General features: G+C 34.9%; 18 protein-coding genes. 6 read left to right on the plus strand and 12 right to left on the minus strand.

All coding sequences use genetic code 11. From position 1 onward, the window contains the following. Position 1 precedes the first annotated feature (1 nt). The 4 genes from AC1DMU_RS14800 to AC1DMU_RS14815 all read right to left on the minus strand — a co-directional run bounded on the left by AC1DMU_RS14800 (position 2) and on the right by AC1DMU_RS14815 (position 5887). Positions 2-1300 carry a sensor histidine kinase gene (locus AC1DMU_RS14800; protein WP_088062960.1) on the minus strand — a complete coding sequence of 433 codons (1299 nt, stop codon included), beginning with the start codon at positions 1298-1300 and terminating at the stop codon, positions 2-4. Between the two features lie 63 nt (positions 1301-1363). Beyond that, on the minus strand, positions 1364-3076 hold the full coding sequence (malS, locus tag AC1DMU_RS14805; protein WP_002096733.1) for an oxaloacetate-decarboxylating malate dehydrogenase: 1713 nt from the start codon (positions 3074-3076) through the stop codon (positions 1364-1366). Between the two features lie 75 nt (positions 3077-3151). Further along, the gene (gene aspA, locus AC1DMU_RS14810) at positions 3152-4591 is read right to left on the minus strand and encodes an aspartate ammonia-lyase (RefSeq protein ID WP_048543319.1); all 1440 of its coding nucleotides are present in this window, start codon (positions 4589-4591) and stop codon (positions 3152-3154) included. Between the two features lie 24 nt (positions 4592-4615). Next, positions 4616-5887, minus strand: coding sequence for a cation:dicarboxylate symporter family transporter (locus tag AC1DMU_RS14815; protein WP_048543320.1), 1272 nt, complete (start codon positions 5885-5887; stop codon positions 4616-4618). 376 nt (positions 5888-6263) lie between these two features. Between AC1DMU_RS14815 and pyrH the strand changes: the two genes are divergently transcribed. Then, a complete protein-coding gene (gene pyrH / locus AC1DMU_RS14820) occupies positions 6264-7007 on the plus strand; it encodes a UMP kinase (protein ID WP_048543321.1) in 744 nt (247 codons plus the stop codon). Between the two features lie 53 nt (positions 7008-7060). Here the strand turns inward: pyrH and cls are convergent, their stop codons facing one another. The 6 genes from cls to AC1DMU_RS14850 all read right to left on the minus strand — a co-directional run bounded on the left by cls (position 7061) and on the right by AC1DMU_RS14850 (position 13497). After that, positions 7061-8272, minus strand: coding sequence for a cardiolipin synthase (gene cls / locus AC1DMU_RS14825; RefSeq protein ID WP_142291711.1), 1212 nt, complete (start codon positions 8270-8272; stop codon positions 7061-7063). Between the two features lie 111 nt (positions 8273-8383). Then, positions 8384-9529: an ABC transporter permease gene (locus AC1DMU_RS14830; protein WP_088062959.1), complete on the minus strand. Its 1146-nt coding sequence runs from the start codon at positions 9527-9529 to the stop codon at positions 8384-8386. Between the two features lies 1 nt (position 9530). Then, complete coding sequence (locus AC1DMU_RS14835) at positions 9531-10640, minus strand: ABC transporter permease (protein WP_088062958.1); 1110 nt, start codon at positions 10638-10640, stop codon at positions 9531-9533. Positions 10641-10677: 37 nt separating this feature from the next. Then, complete coding sequence (locus AC1DMU_RS14840; protein WP_001093813.1) at positions 10678-11616, minus strand: ABC transporter ATP-binding protein; 939 nt, start codon at positions 11614-11616, stop codon at positions 10678-10680. Between the two features lie 137 nt (positions 11617-11753). Then, a complete protein-coding gene (locus AC1DMU_RS14845) occupies positions 11754-12854 on the minus strand; it encodes a sensor histidine kinase (RefSeq protein ID WP_088062957.1) in 1101 nt (366 codons plus the stop codon). 4 nt (positions 12855-12858) lie between these two features. After that, the gene (locus tag AC1DMU_RS14850; protein ID WP_000694104.1) at positions 12859-13497 is read right to left on the minus strand and encodes a response regulator transcription factor; all 639 of its coding nucleotides are present in this window, start codon (positions 13495-13497) and stop codon (positions 12859-12861) included. A gap of 283 nt (positions 13498-13780) precedes the next feature. Between AC1DMU_RS14850 and AC1DMU_RS14855 the strand changes: the two genes are divergently transcribed. The 4 genes from AC1DMU_RS14855 to exsE are packed head-to-tail and all read left to right on the plus strand — an operon-like array spanning position 13781 to position 16719. Next, the gene (locus AC1DMU_RS14855) at positions 13781-14263 is read left to right on the plus strand and encodes an RNA polymerase sigma factor (protein WP_240516353.1); all 483 of its coding nucleotides are present in this window, start codon (positions 13781-13783) and stop codon (positions 14261-14263) included. Continuing rightward, positions 14260-14703: a hypothetical protein gene (locus AC1DMU_RS14860; RefSeq protein ID WP_088062955.1), complete on the plus strand. Its 444-nt coding sequence runs from the start codon at positions 14260-14262 to the stop codon at positions 14701-14703. The genes AC1DMU_RS14855 and AC1DMU_RS14860 overlap by 4 nt, the downstream gene beginning before the upstream one ends. Next, the gene (locus AC1DMU_RS14865; RefSeq protein WP_088062954.1) at positions 14696-15766 is read left to right on the plus strand and encodes a hypothetical protein; all 1071 of its coding nucleotides are present in this window, start codon (positions 14696-14698) and stop codon (positions 15764-15766) included. Before AC1DMU_RS14860 ends, AC1DMU_RS14865 begins: the two co-directional genes overlap by 8 nt. Next, positions 15763-16719 (plus strand): exosporium protein ExsE, encoded by a 957-nt coding sequence (gene exsE / locus AC1DMU_RS14870; RefSeq protein WP_088062953.1) that lies wholly within the window; start codon positions 15763-15765, stop codon positions 16717-16719. Before AC1DMU_RS14865 ends, exsE begins: the two co-directional genes overlap by 4 nt. A 29-nt stretch (positions 16720-16748) precedes the next feature. Here exsE and AC1DMU_RS14875 read toward each other — a convergent pair whose 3' ends face one another. Continuing rightward, positions 16749-17996, minus strand: coding sequence for a DUF445 domain-containing protein (locus AC1DMU_RS14875; RefSeq protein ID WP_087983120.1), 1248 nt, complete (start codon positions 17994-17996; stop codon positions 16749-16751). 159 nt (positions 17997-18155) lie between these two features. Beyond that, positions 18156-19496: a D-serine ammonia-lyase gene (gene dsdA / locus AC1DMU_RS14880; protein WP_088062952.1), complete on the minus strand. Its 1341-nt coding sequence runs from the start codon at positions 19494-19496 to the stop codon at positions 18156-18158. 150 nt (positions 19497-19646) lie between these two features. On the opposite strand from dsdA, the gene AC1DMU_RS14885 reads away from it, so the two are divergent. Next, positions 19647-20192, plus strand: a complete 546-nt coding sequence (locus AC1DMU_RS14885) for a helix-turn-helix domain-containing protein (protein ID WP_000427657.1) — start codon at positions 19647-19649, stop codon at positions 20190-20192. Positions 20193-20236: the final 44 nt, after the last annotated feature.

Consider the following 20236-nt stretch of genomic DNA (forward strand, 5'->3'; position numbering starts at 1 on the left):
CCTATTCCCCTTCCCGCTTTAAACTGCACTCCGGTAAACAAACGATAAACTTACACCCTTTTTCAGTTTCATTGTCTTCTAACCTTACTTCTCCGCCGAGCTCTGTTACCATTTCGTGTATGTAAGAAAGTCCAATACCTGTTGACGGTGTTCCTGTCTGATCATACTTGGAAGTATACCCTGGCTTAAATACTAATTTCTTATACTTTTGTGCAATACCAGGGCCATCGTCAATTACTTCAAAGATTACATGTTGCTCTCGTTTATATAACTTAATACGAATGAGACCTCTATCTTCAATTGCTTCCACTGCATTGGCAACTAAGTTATTAAAGATTGATAGCACTGTATACACGTGATATGCAGCGTGTTCACCTTCTATATGTTTTGAAAAACGTATATCTTTCCCTAGCATTTCAGCATATTTCTCATTTATTCTTACGATCATTTCTGTAAGCTCATGTCCTTCTACATACTCAGTCACATTTTTATCTAATAACAGTTTAGATAATCCTGCAAAAATCCTTTGATTATCCTTTTTTATTTCGTGCACTTCTCCTGCTATTTTCAATGCTGTTTTACTACTGGAATCATCGTCTGTCTGTAAATTTCGATATAGTTGATATGCTTCTTGTGTAATCAATTCTGCATTTTGTAACGTTTTTTTCAAGTGAACAGATTCTACATATAAATTTGAAAGGTGCATGAACATTTTTTCATTTTCTTTTCGGACTTGTGACTCTTTTAATTTCGTTTCATATAAAATCATCATATTTAAAAAGCCAAGTGCAAAGAAACTACGAAAAATAGCAATAATAATTAATTTATTCACTTCAGAAACTGTTATTGTTGTACCGAGTACTACCATATGATAAATCGCAAGTTCTGACATACTTGCGATAATTTCAATTGTAATTCCAAGGCACCCAATAACGATTGGTTTCTGATGAAACTTATTCACCCTACAAAGTGAAAAAAGACTTCCATAAATAAAATAATAAAAGAACACAGGATAGCGCAAATAAAATGATTCTGTCATATGAAATGAACCTTGCATGATCCAATCAAGGCATACACGGAATAAAACGACACATATACCGACAAGAATACCTGCAGCCGCTGCTGGTATTCTTCTTAAAAATAATAATAAAAAGAAGAAAAGCGGTGTCCCAAAGCTAACGCGAAACGTATCGTTAAAAGGATGAAAATTAAGCTCTCCAGCAATCGGAACAACAACCATTAATATAATTAAAAGGGATATATCTTTCTTCCATAATTGATTCCAATTCAAAGGTGCCACTTCCTATACTTTTTTCGGTAATAAAAGTGAAAGCCCGCTTATTTTTATAAACGGGCTTTATTTCTATATTCTAACCTTTTCTACCGCTTTTATTTGGCGATACTCTGGTTCCCAGATTGCTTCTTTCACTGCAATCTTAATATCGTTATCACTTAAGTTCTCTCTAGCAACACCTTCTGCAACGGCAACTTTCGCTACTTCAATTGCAACCATTTCCGAGATATTACGTAACTCTTCAACCTCTGGCAAAATAGGTGCTCCTGGCTGACTTGTGTCTACCATGCTTGCAACTGCTTCAGCAGCTGCTGCGAACATTCCATCCGTCATGACGCTTGCACGTACAACAATTGTTCCAAGACCAAGACCTGGGAAAATAAGTGCGTTATTTGATTGTCCAATCACATACGTTACACCGTTGTATGTAACTGGTTCAAATGGACTTCCTGTTGCAACTAATGCTCTTCCTTCTGTCCACTCGATTAAATCAGCTGGTTTTGCTTCAGCAAGTGGCGTCGGATTCGACATCGGTAAAATAATTGGTCTTTCTACGTGAGAAGCCATTTCTTTAATAATCTCTTCTTTGAATGCTCCTGCAACAGTTGATGTACCGATTAAAATTGTCGGTTTTACATGCTTCACAACTTCAGCAAGTCCGATCACATCATTTTGTTTCCACTCACTTACTTCCGCTTCTTTTCTTGCATATGGAATTTGGAAATCAAGAAGATCTTCCATATTATCTGTAACTAACCCGTTACGATCAATACACCAGAAACGCTTATATGATTCTTCTTCTGATACGCCAACGCGGACCATTGCATCTCTAACTTGATCTGCGATACCGATTCCAGCCGTACCAGCACCAAACACAACAACGCGGTGTTCACTTAAAGGTACACCCGAAACTTTCACTGCCGATAACACAGCAGCAAGTGAAACTGCACCTGTACCTTGAATATCATCATTAAATGTACAAATATCATGACGATATTTATCTAAAATTTTTCGTGCATTTCGAGAGCTAAAGTCTTCCCAATGTAAAAGTGCTTTCGGGAATTGTTTATTCACTGCTTGTACAAATGTATCAATAAATTCATCGTAAGCTTCACCAGTTATACGAGGGTGACGATTTCCAATATAAAATGGATTGTTTAATAGTTCCTCACGATTTGTACCCACATCTAAAATTACCGGTAATACACGGCTAGGATCGATACCAACTGCGGCCGTATAAACAGCTAATTTCCCGATTGCGATGTTTATACCACCAACACCCCAGTCACCAATTCCAAGTATGCCTTCTCCATCTGTTACAACGACTAAATCAATGTTTTCAGCTGTTGCACCGATATTCGCAAATGCTTCTTCAATACCCGACGGATCGTTAATTGATAAATACACACCACGCGGTTTACGATATTCATGACTATATCTTTGAATCGCTACACCAACAGTTGGTGTATATACGATTGGTAACATTTCACGTAAATGATTTGTTAATATACGATAAAATAACACTTCGTTTCGATCATGTAACGCTGTTAAGTATACATTCTTTAATAAATCGTCCGGCTGAGAACAAAATTGTTCATACGCTCGGCGTGCTTGTTCTTCTAATGTTAAAACCGCTGGCGGTAATAACCCTTTTAAACCTAATTCTTCTCTCTCTTCTTGCGTGAAAGCGACCCCTTTATTTAAAAGTGGTGTTGATAATACTTCTACTCCTCTTAATGTCGTTTCTAATGAACCATTAGAAGCTACTGTAAACTTACTCATAACATCCCTACCTCTATTCATATATAGCATTTCTATATTGTAAACAAAAAAGAGGGGATTGTCCCCCCTCTTCTTTTAATTTTTCTTTAAAAGAGTTGCTCCTGCAATCCCTGGGTGTGTCATTTCGAATGGATCTAGAATTAACTCTAAGTCTTCTTGTGACAGTACACCGTTTTTCACACAAAGTTCTCGAACGGATTGACCTGTTGCAATTGCTTCTTTCGCAACGCGAGCTGCTGCTTCATAACCGATATGAGGGTTCACGGCTGTAATAATTCCTACACTCTTCTCAACATACTCTTTTAAGCGATCTTCATTCGCTTCAATTCCTTTTAAGCAATTATCTGTAAAGGCACGGAAACCGTTATTCATAATGCTAATAGATTGAAGTAAGTTGAAAACAAGTACTGGTTCCATAACGTTTAATTCTAATTGTCCTGCTTCTGAAGCAAGGCAAATTGTATGGTCGTTACCAATTACTTGGAACGCAATTTGATTAATTACTTCTGGCATAACAGGGTTTACTTTCCCTGGCATAATAGAAGAACCTGGTTGACGAGCTGGTAACATAATTTCTGCTAAACCAACACGCGGACCTGATGCCATTAGACGAAGGTCATTCGCAATTTTAGACATATTCATCATACATACTTTAAGTGCTGCTGATACTTCTGTGTATGCATCCGTATTTTGCGTTGCATCTACTAAGTCTTCTGCACCAACAAGTGGTAATTCACTGATTGCAGCTAAATGTTTTACAACTGCTTCAATATATTCTGGATCTGCATTTAAGCCTGTACCAACTGCAGTTGCTCCCATATTTACTTCATATAGATGTTGACGTGATTGCTTGATACGTTTCATATCACGTTCAAGTACGCGGGAATACGCTTTAAATTCTTGTCCAAGACGAATTGGCACAGCGTCTTGTAAATGTGTACGACCCATTTTAATAACATGATCGAACTGCTCTGCTTTTAATTCAAATACATCATGCATATACCCCATCGTTTGTAATAAACCTTCTAATGCGTTTAATGTTGCGATATGAATCGCCGTTGGGAATGCATCGTTTGTTGATTGCGCCATGTTTACATGACTATTTGGACTAATATAATGATAGTCTCCCTTTTCCATTCCTAATAATTCAAGAGCACGATTGGCCATGACTTCATTTGCGTTCATATTCATTGAAGTACCTGCTCCGCCTTGGATTGGATCTACGATGAAATGATCATGCCATTTTCCATCAAGAATTTCTTGAGCAGCTTCTGCGATCGCGCCGCCCTTGCTCAATTCCAATCTTCCTACATCTGTATTAGCAAGCGCTGCAGCTTTTTTTACAATTGCGAACGCTCTAATTAAACCTTCATGGATTTTATATCCTGTAATTGGGAAGTTTTCAACTGCACGCATTGTTTGTACGCCGTAGTATGCATAATTCGGTACTTCTTTTTCACCTAAAAAATCTTTTTCAATTCGAACACCATTTTTAACTTCAGTTAATGTTGCCATGATTATTCACTCCTTAACGATTTCTTATGCTGCTTTTGTTTCTTTGACTGTTTCTACATATTGTTTTGCTTTCTCATCATCGAATTCGCCTTCCCACTTCGACATAACAATGGCCGCTAATGCATTTCCTAATACATTGACAGATGAGCGAATCATATCTAAAATGCGGTCAATTCCCGCAATTAACGCGATACCTTCTAGTGGTAACCCCATTGAACCTAACGTTGCTAATACAACAACGAACGATGCACCTGGAACTCCCGCCATACCCTTGGATGTTAACATGAGAACGAATAATAACGTTATTTGCTCTGTCAGTGACATGTGCACACCATACATTTGTGCAACAAACAATGCCGCTAACGCTTGATAAATAGCCGATCCAGTCAAGTTAAATGTATAACCTGTCGGAATTACGAAAGAGGCAACTGCCTTTGGACAACCGAATTCTTCCATTTTTCTCATTATATTAGGTAAAACAGCTTCTGAACTTGCTGTCGTAAATGAAAGAATGAGTTCTTCTTTTAAAATTTTCATTAATGTAAAAATGTTTACGCCAACCATTCGTGCATTAATACCTAATACAATCACAACGAATAGTATAACAGTTACGTATACAGCTAGCACTAGTTTTCCTAAAGGAAGTAGTGTTGCTACACCAAATTTTGCAACCGTAACCGCAATTAATGCGAATACACCAAATGGTGCAAATTTCATAACTTGATTTGTAACCCAAAACATCGCTTCGAGTACACCTTCAAAGAAGTTAAAGACAGGCTTCCCTTTTTCCCCAATTGCCGCAACTCCTAAACCGAATAATACGGAGAAGAAAATAATCGGTAATAAGTCACCTTGTGAAATCGATTCAAATACGTTTTTCGGTACAATATGAACAATCGTCTCAGCGAATCCTTTCTTCTCTGTAGCATCTGCCGTTTGTTTATAAGAAGAAATATCACTTTGCTGTAAATTACTCATATCAACGCCAGTACCTGGTTGGAATATATTCGCCGCAAGTAATCCCATTAAAATAGCAATCGTCGTAATAATTTCGAAATAAAGAATTGTCTTACCACCCAGTTTCCCAAGCTTCTTCATATCTCCTACACCAGCTACTGCAACAATTAATGCTGAAATAACAATCGGTACTACAATCATTTTAATTAAGTGAATAAATATATCCCCAATTGGTGTGATATAAGAAATCGCCGTTTTATTGCCATAAAAGACTGCCCCTACTACAATCCCTAAAACAAGCGCGACAAAAATTTGTGTTGCCAATCCGAATTTTTTCATTTATGTTCATCCCCTTCATGCGAACGCTTTCAATTTGAATTTATAAAAGCTACTCACACATCTTATAAGCGAACCTACAAAATCATACAAAAACCTACAAGTTCGTCACAAAAAATTCGAAAATTTTTCTTTTCTTTTTCATTGACACCTTTTTATTAAAAAGAGATACAATATACTTGATAAGTAATCAGATTGTTTCGTATAATCAAAAAGATATACACTTACAATAAATCGAAATGAAAAGGAGTGGATGGTATGAAAAATTATGTACAAAAATTCGTCCTATCTTCTTCTTTTCTTTTTCATTTTCTTAAAAAGGAACAAAGGCATTTGCCTTTGTTCCTTTTTTATTGCGATCTATATAGGGGGAATTGTTATGAAGCCATATAAAAGAGTCTTAATTAAATTAAGCGGCGGCGCACTTGCTGATCAATCCGGAAATAGCTTTAACTCCAAAAGATTAGAACATATCGCAAACGAAATTATATCCATTATTGACTTAGGTATCGAAGTATCCATTGTCATCGGCGGCGGTAACATTTTCAGAGGTCATCTAGCTGAAGAATGGGGCATTGATCGAGTAGAAGCTGATAATATCGGTACGTTAGGTACAATCATTAACAGCTTAATGCTTCGCGGCGTCTTAACAAGTAAAACAAATAAAGAAGTACGCGTTATGACTTCCATCCCGTTTAATGCAGTAGCAGAGCCTTATATTCGCCTCAGAGCAGTACATCATTTAGATAACGGTTATGTTGTCATTTTTGGCGGCGGTAACGGGCAGCCGTTCGTTACGACAGATTATCCAAGTGTTCAAAGAGCCATTGAAATGAATAGTGACGCAATATTAGTCGCAAAACAAGGAGTAGATGGCGTCTTTACTAGTGATCCAAAACATAATAAATCAGCAAAAATGTACAGAAAACTAAACTATAACGATGTTGTTAGGCAAAACATTCAAGTCATGGATCAAGCCGCTTTATTACTTGCTCGTGATTACAATTTACCAGCACACGTCTTTAACTTTGATGAGCCTGGTGTAATGAAAAGAATTTGCTTAGGGGAGCATGTGGGGACATTGATTAATGATGATGCTTCATTGCTTGTGCATGAAAACTAATTATCTCTCATTAAAAAAGGGTGTCTATAAAAGACATCCTTTTTCATTAACCTTTATAAATAAAAATCCACTAATCCTGCCACTTTCTCCTTACAACACTCCCAAAACGATAACTTCTCAAAAAATTGTTTCGTCATCTCTTTCGAATCACGAAAATCTTTTGTTAATGCCTCATTCACTTCTGATACGATAGTCCCACCGTGAATATACAAATTCATCTCATCATTCATATAAAAGCTACGTGCAGTCATGTTCGTTGTACCGATAACAGTTAGTTCATTATCAATCAGCATTAACTTCCCATGAAACATTCCTTTTTTATAACCATATACTTTAATTCCATTATTAACAGCTTGACGAATATAAGGATACGCTGCCTCTTTAATGAGAGGAATATCTGGTTTATATGACCAAAGTATTTTCACTGTAACACCACGTTTTTGCGCTTCAATTAAAGCATTCATAAATTCTTTATTTTTCGCTATAAAATAAGGTGTTGTAATTACGATTGAATGCTTCGCTTGTTTTATTAATTCGATATACTTTTCAGCGACGTAATGTCCATTGTAGCTAGTCATCGTATGTAATGTGTTGCCCTTACTAGCTTTATTCGTACTTCTTTTTATATTTTCTTTCGTATCTCGTTTCCAATCTAAAGCGAATTGCTCGTCTAAATCTTTTGCCCCTTCTCCTCTAAGCCGCACATGATAATCACGCCAATATCCAAATCGCTTATCTTTACCTAAGTACTCATTCCCCATATTAAAACCACCTGTATACCCAATCTCCCCATCAATCGTCGTAATACGGCGATGATTACGATGGTGAAGTGAATAAAATCCGAATGGCAATTCAGGTTTTCTACTATATGTAAAATGTACACCACTTTCCCGCAATTCACTTATCATCTTTCTTTCAAATGATAAATCATTAATGCGATCAACGGATAAATAGACGTTTACTCCTTCTTTTGCCTTCTCTTTTAATAAGTTTAAAAAAGTATGGCTACTTTTATCATCCGACAAAATAAAAAAGTACGTGTAAATAGATTGCTTCGCCTCTCTTATATCAGTAAATAACTGTTTATAAAATGACTTTCCTTCTACAAATAATTGAAAATCACTATAATGAGGTGCATACTCTGTCGGCATGTTTTTCCCGGCTTCCATTTTCCTACCTAAAGTAACATCGATATGCATCCAAATTAAAATAAAAACAACAATAGCAATAATAATAGAAGTAACTCGCAATATTTTTTTAATCATTTTGATTTCCTTCCGCTCATTTTCTTTCCACTCTTCTATTTTGTCATTCAAATTTAGATTTCATGCTCCATACAAAAAAAGGATGCGACTTAACGTCACACCCTTTTCATATTAAACAAAGTTTCTCGCATCATTATTTCTTCCAAATTTATAAATAGCAATTAAGAAGAATGCTATCGCAAAGGCGAATAAGATTAATATATTTAAATACAAATCTGAAATCGGAATTCCTTGTTGTAGTTTTGATACCGTATCTAATAGCCATCTTTGCGGAAGAAAATCAGCTACTTTTTGCACTGCTTTCGGCATAATATCATACGGAAAATAGCATCCAGCGAGTAAACATGTCGGTACAATGATCATATTTTGCAGTGCGTTTGCCGATGCTGAGTTTTTCGAAAAAGCGACAAGCACTAACGATATTCCAATCGCTATTAAAGCAAATAGCATGAGTACGCCAAGCATCACTATGAAAGGCATATTGATATTCGTATGAAAAACATTCGTTAGGAATAGGATTGTAATCAGAATTTGTACTGTTAATATCATCATATTTACCCCGACATTAGATAATATGAATTTCTTCCCATCTATCGGCGTTGATAAGAGTCTAAAATACGTTCTATTTTCTTTTTCTTTTAAAATATAACCTGATAAGTTCGCTGCTGAAAATAGCATAAACATAATAAGATAACCCATCGTTTGGTTTGTCATATCTTTATTTTTCGAAGTATCTTCTAGCGTCTCAGTTTTCATTTTAAATGAACCTTTTTGATATCCTGCGTACATACTATCAAATGCACTTTGATCAGTTCCTGCTACTTTACTAATAGCTGCTACATTATCAATATAATTGTATAAATATGATTTTATAAATCCTGTTACTTGATCACCTTTAATCGATGAAATTTCAATATGATTTGGTTTCCCTTCTCGAACACTTTTTGAAAAACCAGAATCTAATGTAATAACTCCATCAAGTTTTTTGGAAGTGAGTTTATCTTCTACTTCAGATTCTTTAATTTTACTTACCTTTACATGATTTAATCCTTCTAAAAATTTCACCGTATCATTTGCTATAGATTGATTTTCTTTATTTATAACCCCGATATTTAACGTCCCTTGCCCGACATTCCCATACATTGAGAAGGAGATTAATGTTCCAATTATCGGCAAACTAATAATAATGAATAACCCTTTTTTATTTTTCAAAAGTACAGATAACGTTTTTTGTATGAGCCATAAAATATCTTTCATACTATAGCCCCTCCCGTCTACGTAATGCAATAATTGCAATTAATAAAAAGAGTGCCGAAATGCCAAGATTTAAACATATTACTGGCAGCGCTGCTCCTACATCATTTGCATAAATAATTTTCATAATAGCTGTGTTTGCCCACGTTAATGGTGATAAATTCGTAACGAAATTTTCTTCTATTACGAAATATGCACCACCAAAAATAGAGGCTAATTGCACAACTACAAGAATAATCGCTCTCGATGATTCAGCTGTTTTCGTAATATATCCAATCCCTAAACCGAAGCTAATTGCTAGAAAGATTTGTGTTAATAAAATAATAAATATGATTCCAAGATGTTCGCCCCAATTCGCTTGAAAGACAAATTTACTAAATAACATGACAAGTAATACGCAAAGAGCATTTGCTACTAGGCTACCAAGTACTTTTCCAATGAATATTTCAGCCTTACTTATAGGCGCAGCAATGAGGCGATCTCCTGTTTTACGTATTCGTTCTCCACGAATTAAAGAACTCGCTCCCATCGCAGCATATAGTGCAATCATCGTCGTCATTACAACCGCATAGTAATCCATAGAACCTGGCTTTTTCGCAGCTTGTAAAGATGTTTCTTTTATATAATCATTATGATTTCCGCTTGAAATAACCGCGCTCACCTTACTAGGATCAACTTTTGCAACTTCGGCCGCTACATTGTACTTATCAATAAATGTTGTAAGCATGCCTTCCACAATACTTCCCTCAATACTACTTTTGTCACTTCCATAAAATTTCGCACCATCTTTATTTAATTCTACATAAGCAGCATATTTATTTTGCTTCACTTCTTCTTTCCCATCTATACTGCCTGAAGCTTTTTTAAAATGAATACCCGATTTATCGACTTCTTTCGTAAATGCTTCGAACGTTTGAGAAAATGTGCTACTCGCTTCATCTTTGTAGAGCACTTGTATATCTTTAATCGCTTGACTATCGCTATCAAATGCATTCGTTAACGCTGTTCCTAACACAAGCATTAGTACAATCGGAAATGCTAACATAAAAACTAAAGTTCTTACGTCTCTGAAATCTCTTTTTATATGCATAACTGCAATATTGAAGATGTTCAATTGATGAACCTCCCTTTACCTTTTCTTCATTTACCTTTTATTTATCTCGTAAGTTTCTTCCAGTCAACGTAAGGAATACTGTTTCTAAGTTCGGGGCCTGCTCCTCTAATGAACGAATTTCAATGTCATGATTAATGAAATGCTGAATAATTTTATTTAAATTATTTACTCCTGCATCCGAGTTTACCTTGATTACGTTCTCTTCAACTTGAACAGCTTTCACACCGTTTATCTCTTTTAACTTTTCTACATCTAAATTTTCTACTGACTTCACTTCAACCCAAATGTCTTTCGTATCAGTAATAATCGCTTTTAACTGTTCTTTCGTTCCTTCTGCAATCACTTTACCGTGATCTACAATTGCTATTTTCGTACAAATCTCTTCTACTTCTTCCATATAGTGGCTCGTGTAAATAATAGTGCTGCCCATTTCATTTAATTTTCGAACCGACTGGAGAATATAGTTTCTTGACTGTGGATCAATTCCAACTGTCGGCTCATCCATAATAATTAACTTCGGTCTATGAGCAATCGCACAAGCAATATTCAGTCTTCGTTTCATCCCGCCTGAAAAGTTTTTCGGGTAACTTTTATGTTTATCACTAAGTCCCACAAATTGAAGTGCTTCCTCTACTCTCGCTTTTAGTTCAGCTCCTCTTAACCCGTACAGTCCAGCAAAGAATTTCACATTTTCATAGGCAGTTAACTCTTCATAAATCGCAATATCTTGCGGAACGATACCGATATTCATCTTCGCAAATCGATTATGTTTCTTTATATTTTTTCCTAATATGCTAATTTCACCTTCATTACTTCTTAACAACCCAGCAATCATATTTATCGTTGTACTCTTACCAGCACCATTTGATCCTAAAAAGCCAAATATCTCTCCTTCTTTAATAGATAAAGACATATTATCTACCGCGATGAAATCACCAAATTTTTTCGTTAAATTTTTAATTTCTAATGTATTCATCATTTCACCCCTATTTCGGTTTCTCTGCTATTCATTATAAACAAAAAAAATGAACCTGCTCAGTGCAGAAGTTCATTCTTTTCACATGAGATTATTCACTTTTTTCATATGAGATGATTCATCTTCGTCCCATTTTCTTATATCGGCAACAGCATCGTTACTGAAAAGCCACTTGTTCCATCTACAATAATTTTTCCGTTTACTGATGCTGTTCGCTCCTCCATCCCCATAATCCCGAGACCTTTCTTAACGAGAGCTGCACCTTTTCCGTTATCCTTCACTTGTACTTTCACCATCTTGTTAAGTACATGAATATCGATTGAAATGACTGTCGCATCAGCATATTTCATCGCGTTCGTTAGTGCCTCCGTAACATTTTCACCGATAATCTTCCACTGAATCGGTGAGATCATATCTAAATTCCCTTTATATACGAAAGGGATATTTATATCATGCTTACCGGCAAATTCCTCTATGAATAATTTCATACGATGAATGCCAATTTGCTCCGTTGGTGGCTTCATATTTTTTAATGTAACTCGAATACTTTCAATTCCATCTTTCGATATATGAATTGCATTTTGTAATAACTCGGCAGATTTTTCTTTATCTATCCCCATTAATCTCTTTGCTGCTTCCATTTGAATTAGCGCCCCTGTCATCGAGTGGCCAATTTTATCATGAATTTCTTGTGACAACCGATTTCTCTCTTCTAACTTAAATGTGTACTCTGATTGCTTTATGTACTCTTTATTTTCATTTAAGCTTTTCGTCAGCCGCTGCATATCTTTTCGCATCTTATCATTTTGTGATTCAAGCTTTAATACACGCGATATATACCGTTCTGCCATAGTTAATACGATAAAAGAAAATGCAACAATTAATCCATATGTCATTCGAATACTTTCTTCTGTAAAGATAATAGGAATCATCATAATGATAAAGAGCTGCCATTTCTTCTCTATATAATGAAATATAATTTCATATACGTTCAATGGTAAAAATAAAATAAAAAACGGATGAACCTTCCATGTCAATAACATAACTATGCCAATTGAAACACTAGATAATATGTTTTTGTACGTATCTTTTTTAAATATAGAAATCAGCACATTTACAGAAAGATATAAAAGCAAAGTAAGTATAATCCATGGTAAGTTCGCGACATTTAAATAAATGTAGCTAAACACAATATATATAAAGACAATTAATTTACTTACAATTAACCAAAATTCCATATCTTTAATCTACTTTCCCTGTTAAATAATAAATCGCAATTTGTGTGCGATGTTCAAGTCCAGTTTTCCCTAAAACTGATGTAATATAATTTGCAATCGTTCCTTCTGATATGAAAAGTTGCTTTGAAATTTCTTTATTCGAGAAGCCTTTCGCAATTAATGCGATAATACTAAGTTCTCTTTCTGTAAAAAGACTTGTATCTATTTTACATTCGTCCTCTTTGCTCTCCATTAAATTGCTCTTAATTTTATCAAGCACTACATCTTGCATAACAGTTTGACCGTTATATACTCCTTTTATTGCATCACGAATACGCTCTGGATCATTATTTTTTAATAAATAACCTTTCGCTCCGTTCTTCACTGCGTCCAAAATATATTCATCATCATCGAACGTCGTTAAAATTAGTGGTTTCGTTTCCGTTTCTTCACAAATAAATTTCGTTGCCTCTACCCCGTTCATATTTGGCATGCGGACATCTAAAAGAGCGATATCAACGTCGTTCTTTTTGCAATATTCCACCGCTTCTTTCCCATCATTCACAGTATCTACTACTTCGAACTCTTCATATGTATTTAAAATAATTTTCATGCCTTCTCTAATAAAAGAATTATCATCCGCTATTAATATTTTAATTTTCATGTTTGTTAGTATGGACCTTCCCCTACTAACATTCACATCCTTTCTTCACGTAACATTTCCCACTTGCTCATTATATACTTCTTTTTACCATTTTTTCACACCTTTTTTCATATAGATTCCTTCCTAAAAATATATTATTCTTTTTTTACAACATGTGTAGGGTGCCCAATCATTTCTTACGTCTATATAATAGAATGCGTCAAAAAGGAGGGAGAGACCCATTGAGGAAAAACAATTAATTGAAAAAGCACAACAAGGAAGCGAACATGCTTTTCGTATCCTTGTGCAAACATATCGTCATTATATTTTTCAAGTTATCTTTTCTATTTTAAGACATGAAGAAGATGCGAAAGATGTTACACAAGAAGTATTCTTAAAAATTCACGCCTCTCTCCCAAATTATCAATTTCGCGGATTAAAAACGTGGATGGCACGTATTGCCACCAATCACGCTATTGATTATAAAAGGAAGAAAGCTAGAGAAAACGAAGAACTCTCCTTATGTAAAGAAACTGAGGAAAATATAAAATCCTCTCATAATATTGAGGCTTTACTATTGACGAAAGAGCAAAAATTACTCATTGCTCAAAAACTGAGAGAACTTCCCGAAAACTACCGTGACGTCGTTCTCGCACATTACTTAGAAGAAAAAAGTTATCAAGAAATTTCTTTACAGGAAAACATCGAAGTGAAAACAGTCGAAATGAAACTGTACCGGGCAAGAAAATGGATTAAAAAACATTGGAAGGAGGAAGAGTTTCTATGATGCATTATTCAAAAGAGGATTGGCGCAATTATACTTTAGATTTTATAGAAAGCAATGGACGTGAATCTATGGAAGAACACCTTTATGAATGTGATCATTGTTTAGCACTTTATATGGAAAGTATCGATGAACAACATGAAAACCTTCCAATGATAAATGATGATTCATTTACGAACGAAGTTATGACGCAAATTAATTTTGAAACGCTACAACCTAATGAAAATATAAAAACAAACTCACTAAAGCGCACCATTATTCACTACATAATTGCGACTGCGGCTACAATTATTTTTATGGTAAGTGGTTTATTCCAGTATATTTTCACAGCGACATCAAATTTCGAGAAATCTTCAAAACATAACGAGTCTTCTATCTCACAACAACTTGTAAACAAATCGGTAGACACATCAAAAAAGGACGGAGGTTCAAAGCATGAATAAAAATCCCTTTTTAGCACTTGTATTAGGGCTAATTCCCGGGCTTGGACATTTATATTTAAAGAAATTTGGACGGTTTATTTTATATAGCGGAGGGGCTGTATTTCTATTTATCTTTGCAGCATTTTGTACAATAGCATTAGGTGCGCGTGATATTGCTTTTCTTTCTCTATTTTTACTAGTCGTCTTATGGGCAATCAATTTATTAGATTTAGTTATCACTATTATTAACCAATCAAAAAAACAAGCAGCCGGAGAATTAACAGATTCCTCTAAAGAAAGCGAACGATTTTATATCATTCTCCTATCCATCATACCTGGACTTGGTCATTTCCAATTAGGGCTTATGCAACGTGGACTTACATTTTTAGTAGCTTGCACAGGGATCGGAAGTATGATTATTTTCGTTGCACTTTTAACATCACAAGAAAGTTTCCTTATCTTCCTTATAACATTACCTGTTTTATGGATTTACAATTTCTTCGATGTTGTTCAGCAACTCCAGAAAAAAGAACGTGGCGAGCAACTAGATGACCGTACTATTTTCGAAGAGTTTGAAGAGCATCGTGAACAAGGAAAGAAGAATAAAACATTCGCTTCTATTTTAGCGATGTTCCCTGGAGCGGGACATATGTATTTAGGCTTACAACGCCGCGGTCTTCAGCTTATGGCAGCCTTTTTACTTTCCATCTATTTACTCGACTTATTAAGACTTTCAGCGTTTTTATTTTTAGTACCAATCATTTGGTTCTATAGCTTCTTTGACGCTTTACAGCAAACTGCAAAGTATGGAAAAGAACGTGTACATGACGAACCTATCATTGATTATTTTATCAATCATCAAAGATGGATCGGTATTGGGTTAATTACACTCGGTGGTTATTATTTATTAGATCAAACACTCCTTCCTATTTTGAATGATTACTTTGCAACTATATTTAACATTCATCTTAGCGAGCTATATTATCGCTATTTCCAAACATCTATCGTTGCACTCCTCTTAATTGGTGGCGGCTTTAAATTGTTACTTGGAAATAAAGAAAACAAAGGTGGTACAAAAGAATGAGAACATGGCGCGTTGGAACATTTTCAATGGGGCTTTCTATTATTGCATTAGGTTGCTTCTTACTATTTTCAGTTATAAAAGGTACTGAGGTATTAGATTCCTTAACAGCTTGGTGGCCTGTTTTACTTGTCATACTTGGCGCGGAAATTTTACTATACCTTCTATTTTCTAAGAAGGAACAATCCTTTATTAAATATGATATTTTTAGTATTTTCTTTATCGGCGTTTTAGGAAGCGTTGGAATTGCTTTTTACTGTTTATTATCAACTGGATTACTAGATGAAGTTCGCCATTCTATTCATACCACTCGCCAAACGAGTAATATTCCAAGTGGACAACTTGATATACCTGAATCTATCAAAAAAATTGTAGTGGATGCAGGACCGCACCCTCTAACAATAGAGGGTAATGATACAAATCAAATTCACCTTCTTGGAACATATGAAATGACAACGAAAGCTAATGAAAAACTTAATTTAAAACAAGAAGATTTCCTTTCAGTTCAAACAGCTGGGGAAACGATGTATATCACTTTAAAATCATTACCAGTTCAACATACGTTATGGAATTCAGCACCACAGGTAAAACCAACACTCGTTCTTCCGCAAAATAAAAATGTAGAAGTTCGTGCTTCAAATAACGAACTATCCCTTTATCCTGGTCAATTACAAAATAATTGGTTTGTACAAGAAAGTTCACATGTATCTGTTCATTTAGCAAAAGAAAGCGATGTATCTTTAATCGCCATAACAAACAAAAAAGAATCCCACGGAAACACACCTTGGGAACAAGTTGAAGATTTAACGAAAAAAGAAGAGAATACTTCAGAAGAAAATAAAGAATTCAACGAACAAGAACATTGGTATAAAAATTCGATTAAAACAGGCAATGGGACGTACAAGTTAAATATTGAAAAAGCTTATAATATCAATATGAGTATTATTGAAAAATAAAAACCTTCCACAATTGTGGAAGGTTTTTCTCATATAATCGCTTTAATTCCTTCTAACACTAATCCAATCATAAATCCGCAAACAGCCCCGTTTACTCGGATCCACTGTAAATCTTTACCGACGTTATTTTCAATCATTTCAATTAACGTTTTATCATCTAACTTATCAAGGTTTTCTTGTACAAGTTTTCCGATTTTCGAATGATTCTTTTCCACAAGTGTGACAACTTGTTTTTGTAACCAATCTTCTATTTTTTGAACAGTCTGTTCATCTTCTTTTATTTTATTCATTTGTGTTTGTAAAAATGGAATAACATATTTATCCGTAAACTCTTCGTTTTTCACAAAAGTAATTGCCCTTTGTTGCACTTGCTCCAGCATCTCTTTAATTTTGTCAGTAGCATTCCAATTGGCAATCCATTTTTCTTTCCAATTTTCTAATTCTTGTAGTAAAGCTTCATTTTCTTTTACATTTATAATTTCTTGACGAATTTTCGATAATATAAGTTGTCTCGTACTATTATCTGCATCTTGTAAGCTGTTAATATTGCTAATAATAAATTTCTGCAAAATGCCGCCAATTTTATCTTCATCTACAATATTCATAAACGATTTCAAAGTAAACTGTAAAAATCCATCTACTTTTATGTTTTCCATCGCCTTCATACCTAAGCTTCCGAGCTGGTAACGTGCTTCATCTTGCGCTGTCCAATCTTTCACTTTTACTAATATGTAATCCAGTGTCTTTTCATCGTACTCTTGCACTACCAATTGATCAACAAGCACTTGTAATATGTTACTTGTATTAATTGTATGCAAATACGTTTTTAATTCTTTTTCAATAATAACCGCTAACTTTTCCGTATCTATTGTAACAATCGCCTTCTCAGCAATTTTTACAATTCCCTTTTTCACAGCGTCAGACTGCATTTCTCTCTCAGCGATTTGCAGTACCATTTGCGCTAGCTGCATTTCTTTTACTTTATTCGTAATACTTTCTTTCGTCAGCCACTCATTTTCTAACGTATGAATGAGCCCTTTCGTTACTCGTTTACGATTTTTAGGTAATAACGCTGTATGAGGAATTGGAATTCCCATCGGATGACGGAATAATGCTGTAACTGCGAACCAATCCGCAAGTCCACCAACTAATCCAGCTTCAAATCCCCCTTGTATAATCTCTCCAGCTACCGTTCCTTGAAAAGGGATAGAAGCCGCAAAACCTACTCCCATAACCCCAAGCGAAATACCCGCTATATATTTAGTCTGTAATGACATCGTATACACATCCTCTTATTATGTAAAATAAAGCTTTTTTGTTATGTTTATTTGCTATTCGTTCTTTATATCTATACTATAATGAACTAATGCGAAAATAACAAAGAATTTATAATAATACATTTGTCATATAAATAAAAAATGAGGCCACAATTAGCCTCATTTTTCTAATATTGTTAATGACTCACCTGTTTTATAATATCCACTCATCACATCTTCTGGAACCATACTACCGCCAGTTCCCCACACAATATGAGTACCTTTCTTCATCTTCTCTGTTAACTGTTGTTTTTGTAAATACTCATCTTCTTTGCATACTTTCACTGGCCCTATCATTCCCGCTAGCGCAGAAGGCTCTAAATAAATATTTTCCGTATCAGCTAGTTCTTTTAACAATCTATATAACTCTTCATCACTTACTGTGTAATTTCCACTCAAAAATGGTTCCATCGTTTTACCAACAAATCCAGATGGTCTTCCTACCGCTAGTCCGTCCGCGTCTGTTACATTATCAATCCCGATATCTTGAACGGCAATTTTATCATGAAGTCCTGTCATTAAACCGAGTAACATACATGGAGAGTGCGTTGGCTCCGCAAAGAAACAGTGCACGTTGTCTTTATACAATAACTTTAAACCAAATGCGACTCCGCCAGGTCCGCCCCCTACTCCGCAAGGAAGGTAAACGAATAAAGGGTGCTCTTCATCTACTACGATCTCTAACTCTTTTAATTGCTTTTGTAAACGCGATGCTGCTACTGCGTATCCTAAAAATAAATCATGTGAGTTTTCATCATCTACAAAATAACAGCTAGGATCTGCATCTGCTTGCTGACGCCCCTCTTCTACTGCTTTACTATAATCAGCTTCATATTCAATAACGTTTACACCTTTACTTCTTAATAAATCTTTTTTCCATTCTTTTGCGTCTGCTGACATATGAACAGTTACGTTAAAACCTAGTTTTGCACTCATAATCCCAATGCTTAGTCCTAAATTACCTGTAGAACCTACCGCAATTGAGTATTTTGCAAAAAACTCTCTACATGTATCACTGTCTAAAATGGAATAATCATCTTCTTCTGTTAACATTCCATACTGCAAAGCTAATTTCTCCGCATGCTTCAGCACTTCATAAATGCCGCCTCTAGCTTTAATTGACCCTGATATCGGAAGCCCGCTATCACACTTTAATAGTAATTCACCTAATATAGGTTTCCCGTAATTTTTCTCTAAAGACTGTTTCATAGTAGGTATCTTCACTAAAGGTGATTCTATAATGCCGCCCGTTTCTTTCGTTTCTGGAAAAACTTTCGCAATGTACGGTGCAAAACGCTTTAACCTCTCTTCCGCATCTTTTACATCACCTTCATTCAATGGGGAATCTTTTATTGCCGTTTCATACTTTTCCATGTTCGGATTCACCCAAAACACTTCTTCTGTTGAGGTTAATTTATTTAATAGTGGATATTCCTCTTTTAATTTCTCTATTCCCTTCATTTCTCTTCCTCCTCATAACCTTGTAGCTTACGATTCAATAAATTATAATTAAATTAATTTTAATTTAGTTTAACATAAATTATTTACTTTAGTTAATTTTAATTTAATTTATTTAAATATAATTTAATAATTAGTAAGGAGCCTTTCATTATGGAAAATATAGATATTGGTAAAAAGATTGAAAAGCAAAGAAAAGAAAAAGGTTTAACTAGTAAAGAACTAGCAACGATGGCAGGTATTACACCATCTATGTTAAGTCAAATTGAGCGTGGGTCTGCTAACCCTTCTATTCAAACATTAAAAGTACTCGCTAAAGCTCTTGATGTTCCAACATTTAGCTTTTTATTGGAAGATACAAATACAGACGATTTAATTGTACGTTCTCATAAACGAAAAAAAATGATTATCGATAATTTATCATATGAATTGCTATCACCTGATTTTACAGGAAATTTAGCAACAGCAATTATGACTGTTCCACCGAATACAGCTTCATCAGAAAATGTACTAGAACATAAAGGTGAAGAGTTAGCATACGTATTAGACGGGAAAATTACATTACATTTAAATGAAGAAGAATACATATTAGAAACGGGTGATAGCGTAAAAATACCTGCTTATTTAAAACATAAATGGGTAAATCAATTCGAGAAAAATGCCATTGTTTTATTTTCTGTTACTCCGCCGATTTTTTAATATATAATAAAAAGATAGCCACGTACGGACACACTCCATATGTG

The sequence above is a fragment of the Bacillus sp. 01N45 genome (assembly GCF_056399205.1).

Bases quoted from the DNA above. Each gene is read 5' to 3' on its own strand.
- AC1DMU_RS14830 (WP_088062959.1), bottom strand. From the start codon at position 9,529: ATGAAAGATATTTTATGGCTCATACAAAAAACGTTATCTGTACTTTTG.
- AC1DMU_RS14875 (WP_087983120.1), bottom strand. From the start codon at position 17,996: ATGTCATTACAGACTAAATATATAGCGGGTATTTCGCTTGGGGTTATG.
- cls (WP_142291711.1), bottom strand. From the start codon at position 8,272: ATGATTAAAAAAATATTGCGAGTTACTTCTATTATTATTGCTATTGTT.
- AC1DMU_RS14860 (WP_088062955.1), top strand. From the start codon at position 14,260: ATGATGCATTATTCAAAAGAGGATTGGCGCAATTATACTTTAGATTTT.
- malS (WP_002096733.1), bottom strand. From the start codon at position 3,076: ATGAGTAAGTTTACAGTAGCTTCTAATGGTTCATTAGAAACGACATTA.
- exsE (WP_088062953.1), top strand. From the start codon at position 15,763: ATGAGAACATGGCGCGTTGGAACATTTTCAATGGGGCTTTCTATTATT.
- AC1DMU_RS14865 (WP_088062954.1), top strand. From the start codon at position 14,696: ATGAATAAAAATCCCTTTTTAGCACTTGTATTAGGGCTAATTCCCGGG.
- aspA (WP_048543319.1), bottom strand. From the start codon at position 4,591: ATGGCAACATTAACTGAAGTTAAAAATGGTGTTCGAATTGAAAAAGAT.
- AC1DMU_RS14840 (WP_001093813.1), bottom strand. From the start codon at position 11,616: ATGAATACATTAGAAATTAAAAATTTAACGAAAAAATTTGGTGATTTC.
- AC1DMU_RS14885 (WP_000427657.1), top strand. From the start codon at position 19,647: ATGGAAAATATAGATATTGGTAAAAAGATTGAAAAGCAAAGAAAAGAA.
- AC1DMU_RS14815 (WP_048543320.1), bottom strand. From the start codon at position 5,887: ATGAAAAAATTCGGATTGGCAACACAAATTTTTGTCGCGCTTGTTTTA.
- dsdA (WP_088062952.1), bottom strand. From the start codon at position 19,496: ATGAAGGGAATAGAGAAATTAAAAGAGGAATATCCACTATTAAATAAA.
- AC1DMU_RS14845 (WP_088062957.1), bottom strand. From the start codon at position 12,854: ATGGAATTTTGGTTAATTGTAAGTAAATTAATTGTCTTTATATATATT.
- AC1DMU_RS14850 (WP_000694104.1), bottom strand. From the start codon at position 13,497: ATGAAAATTAAAATATTAATAGCGGATGATAATTCTTTTATTAGAGAA.
- pyrH (WP_048543321.1), top strand. From the start codon at position 6,264: ATGAAGCCATATAAAAGAGTCTTAATTAAATTAAGCGGCGGCGCACTT.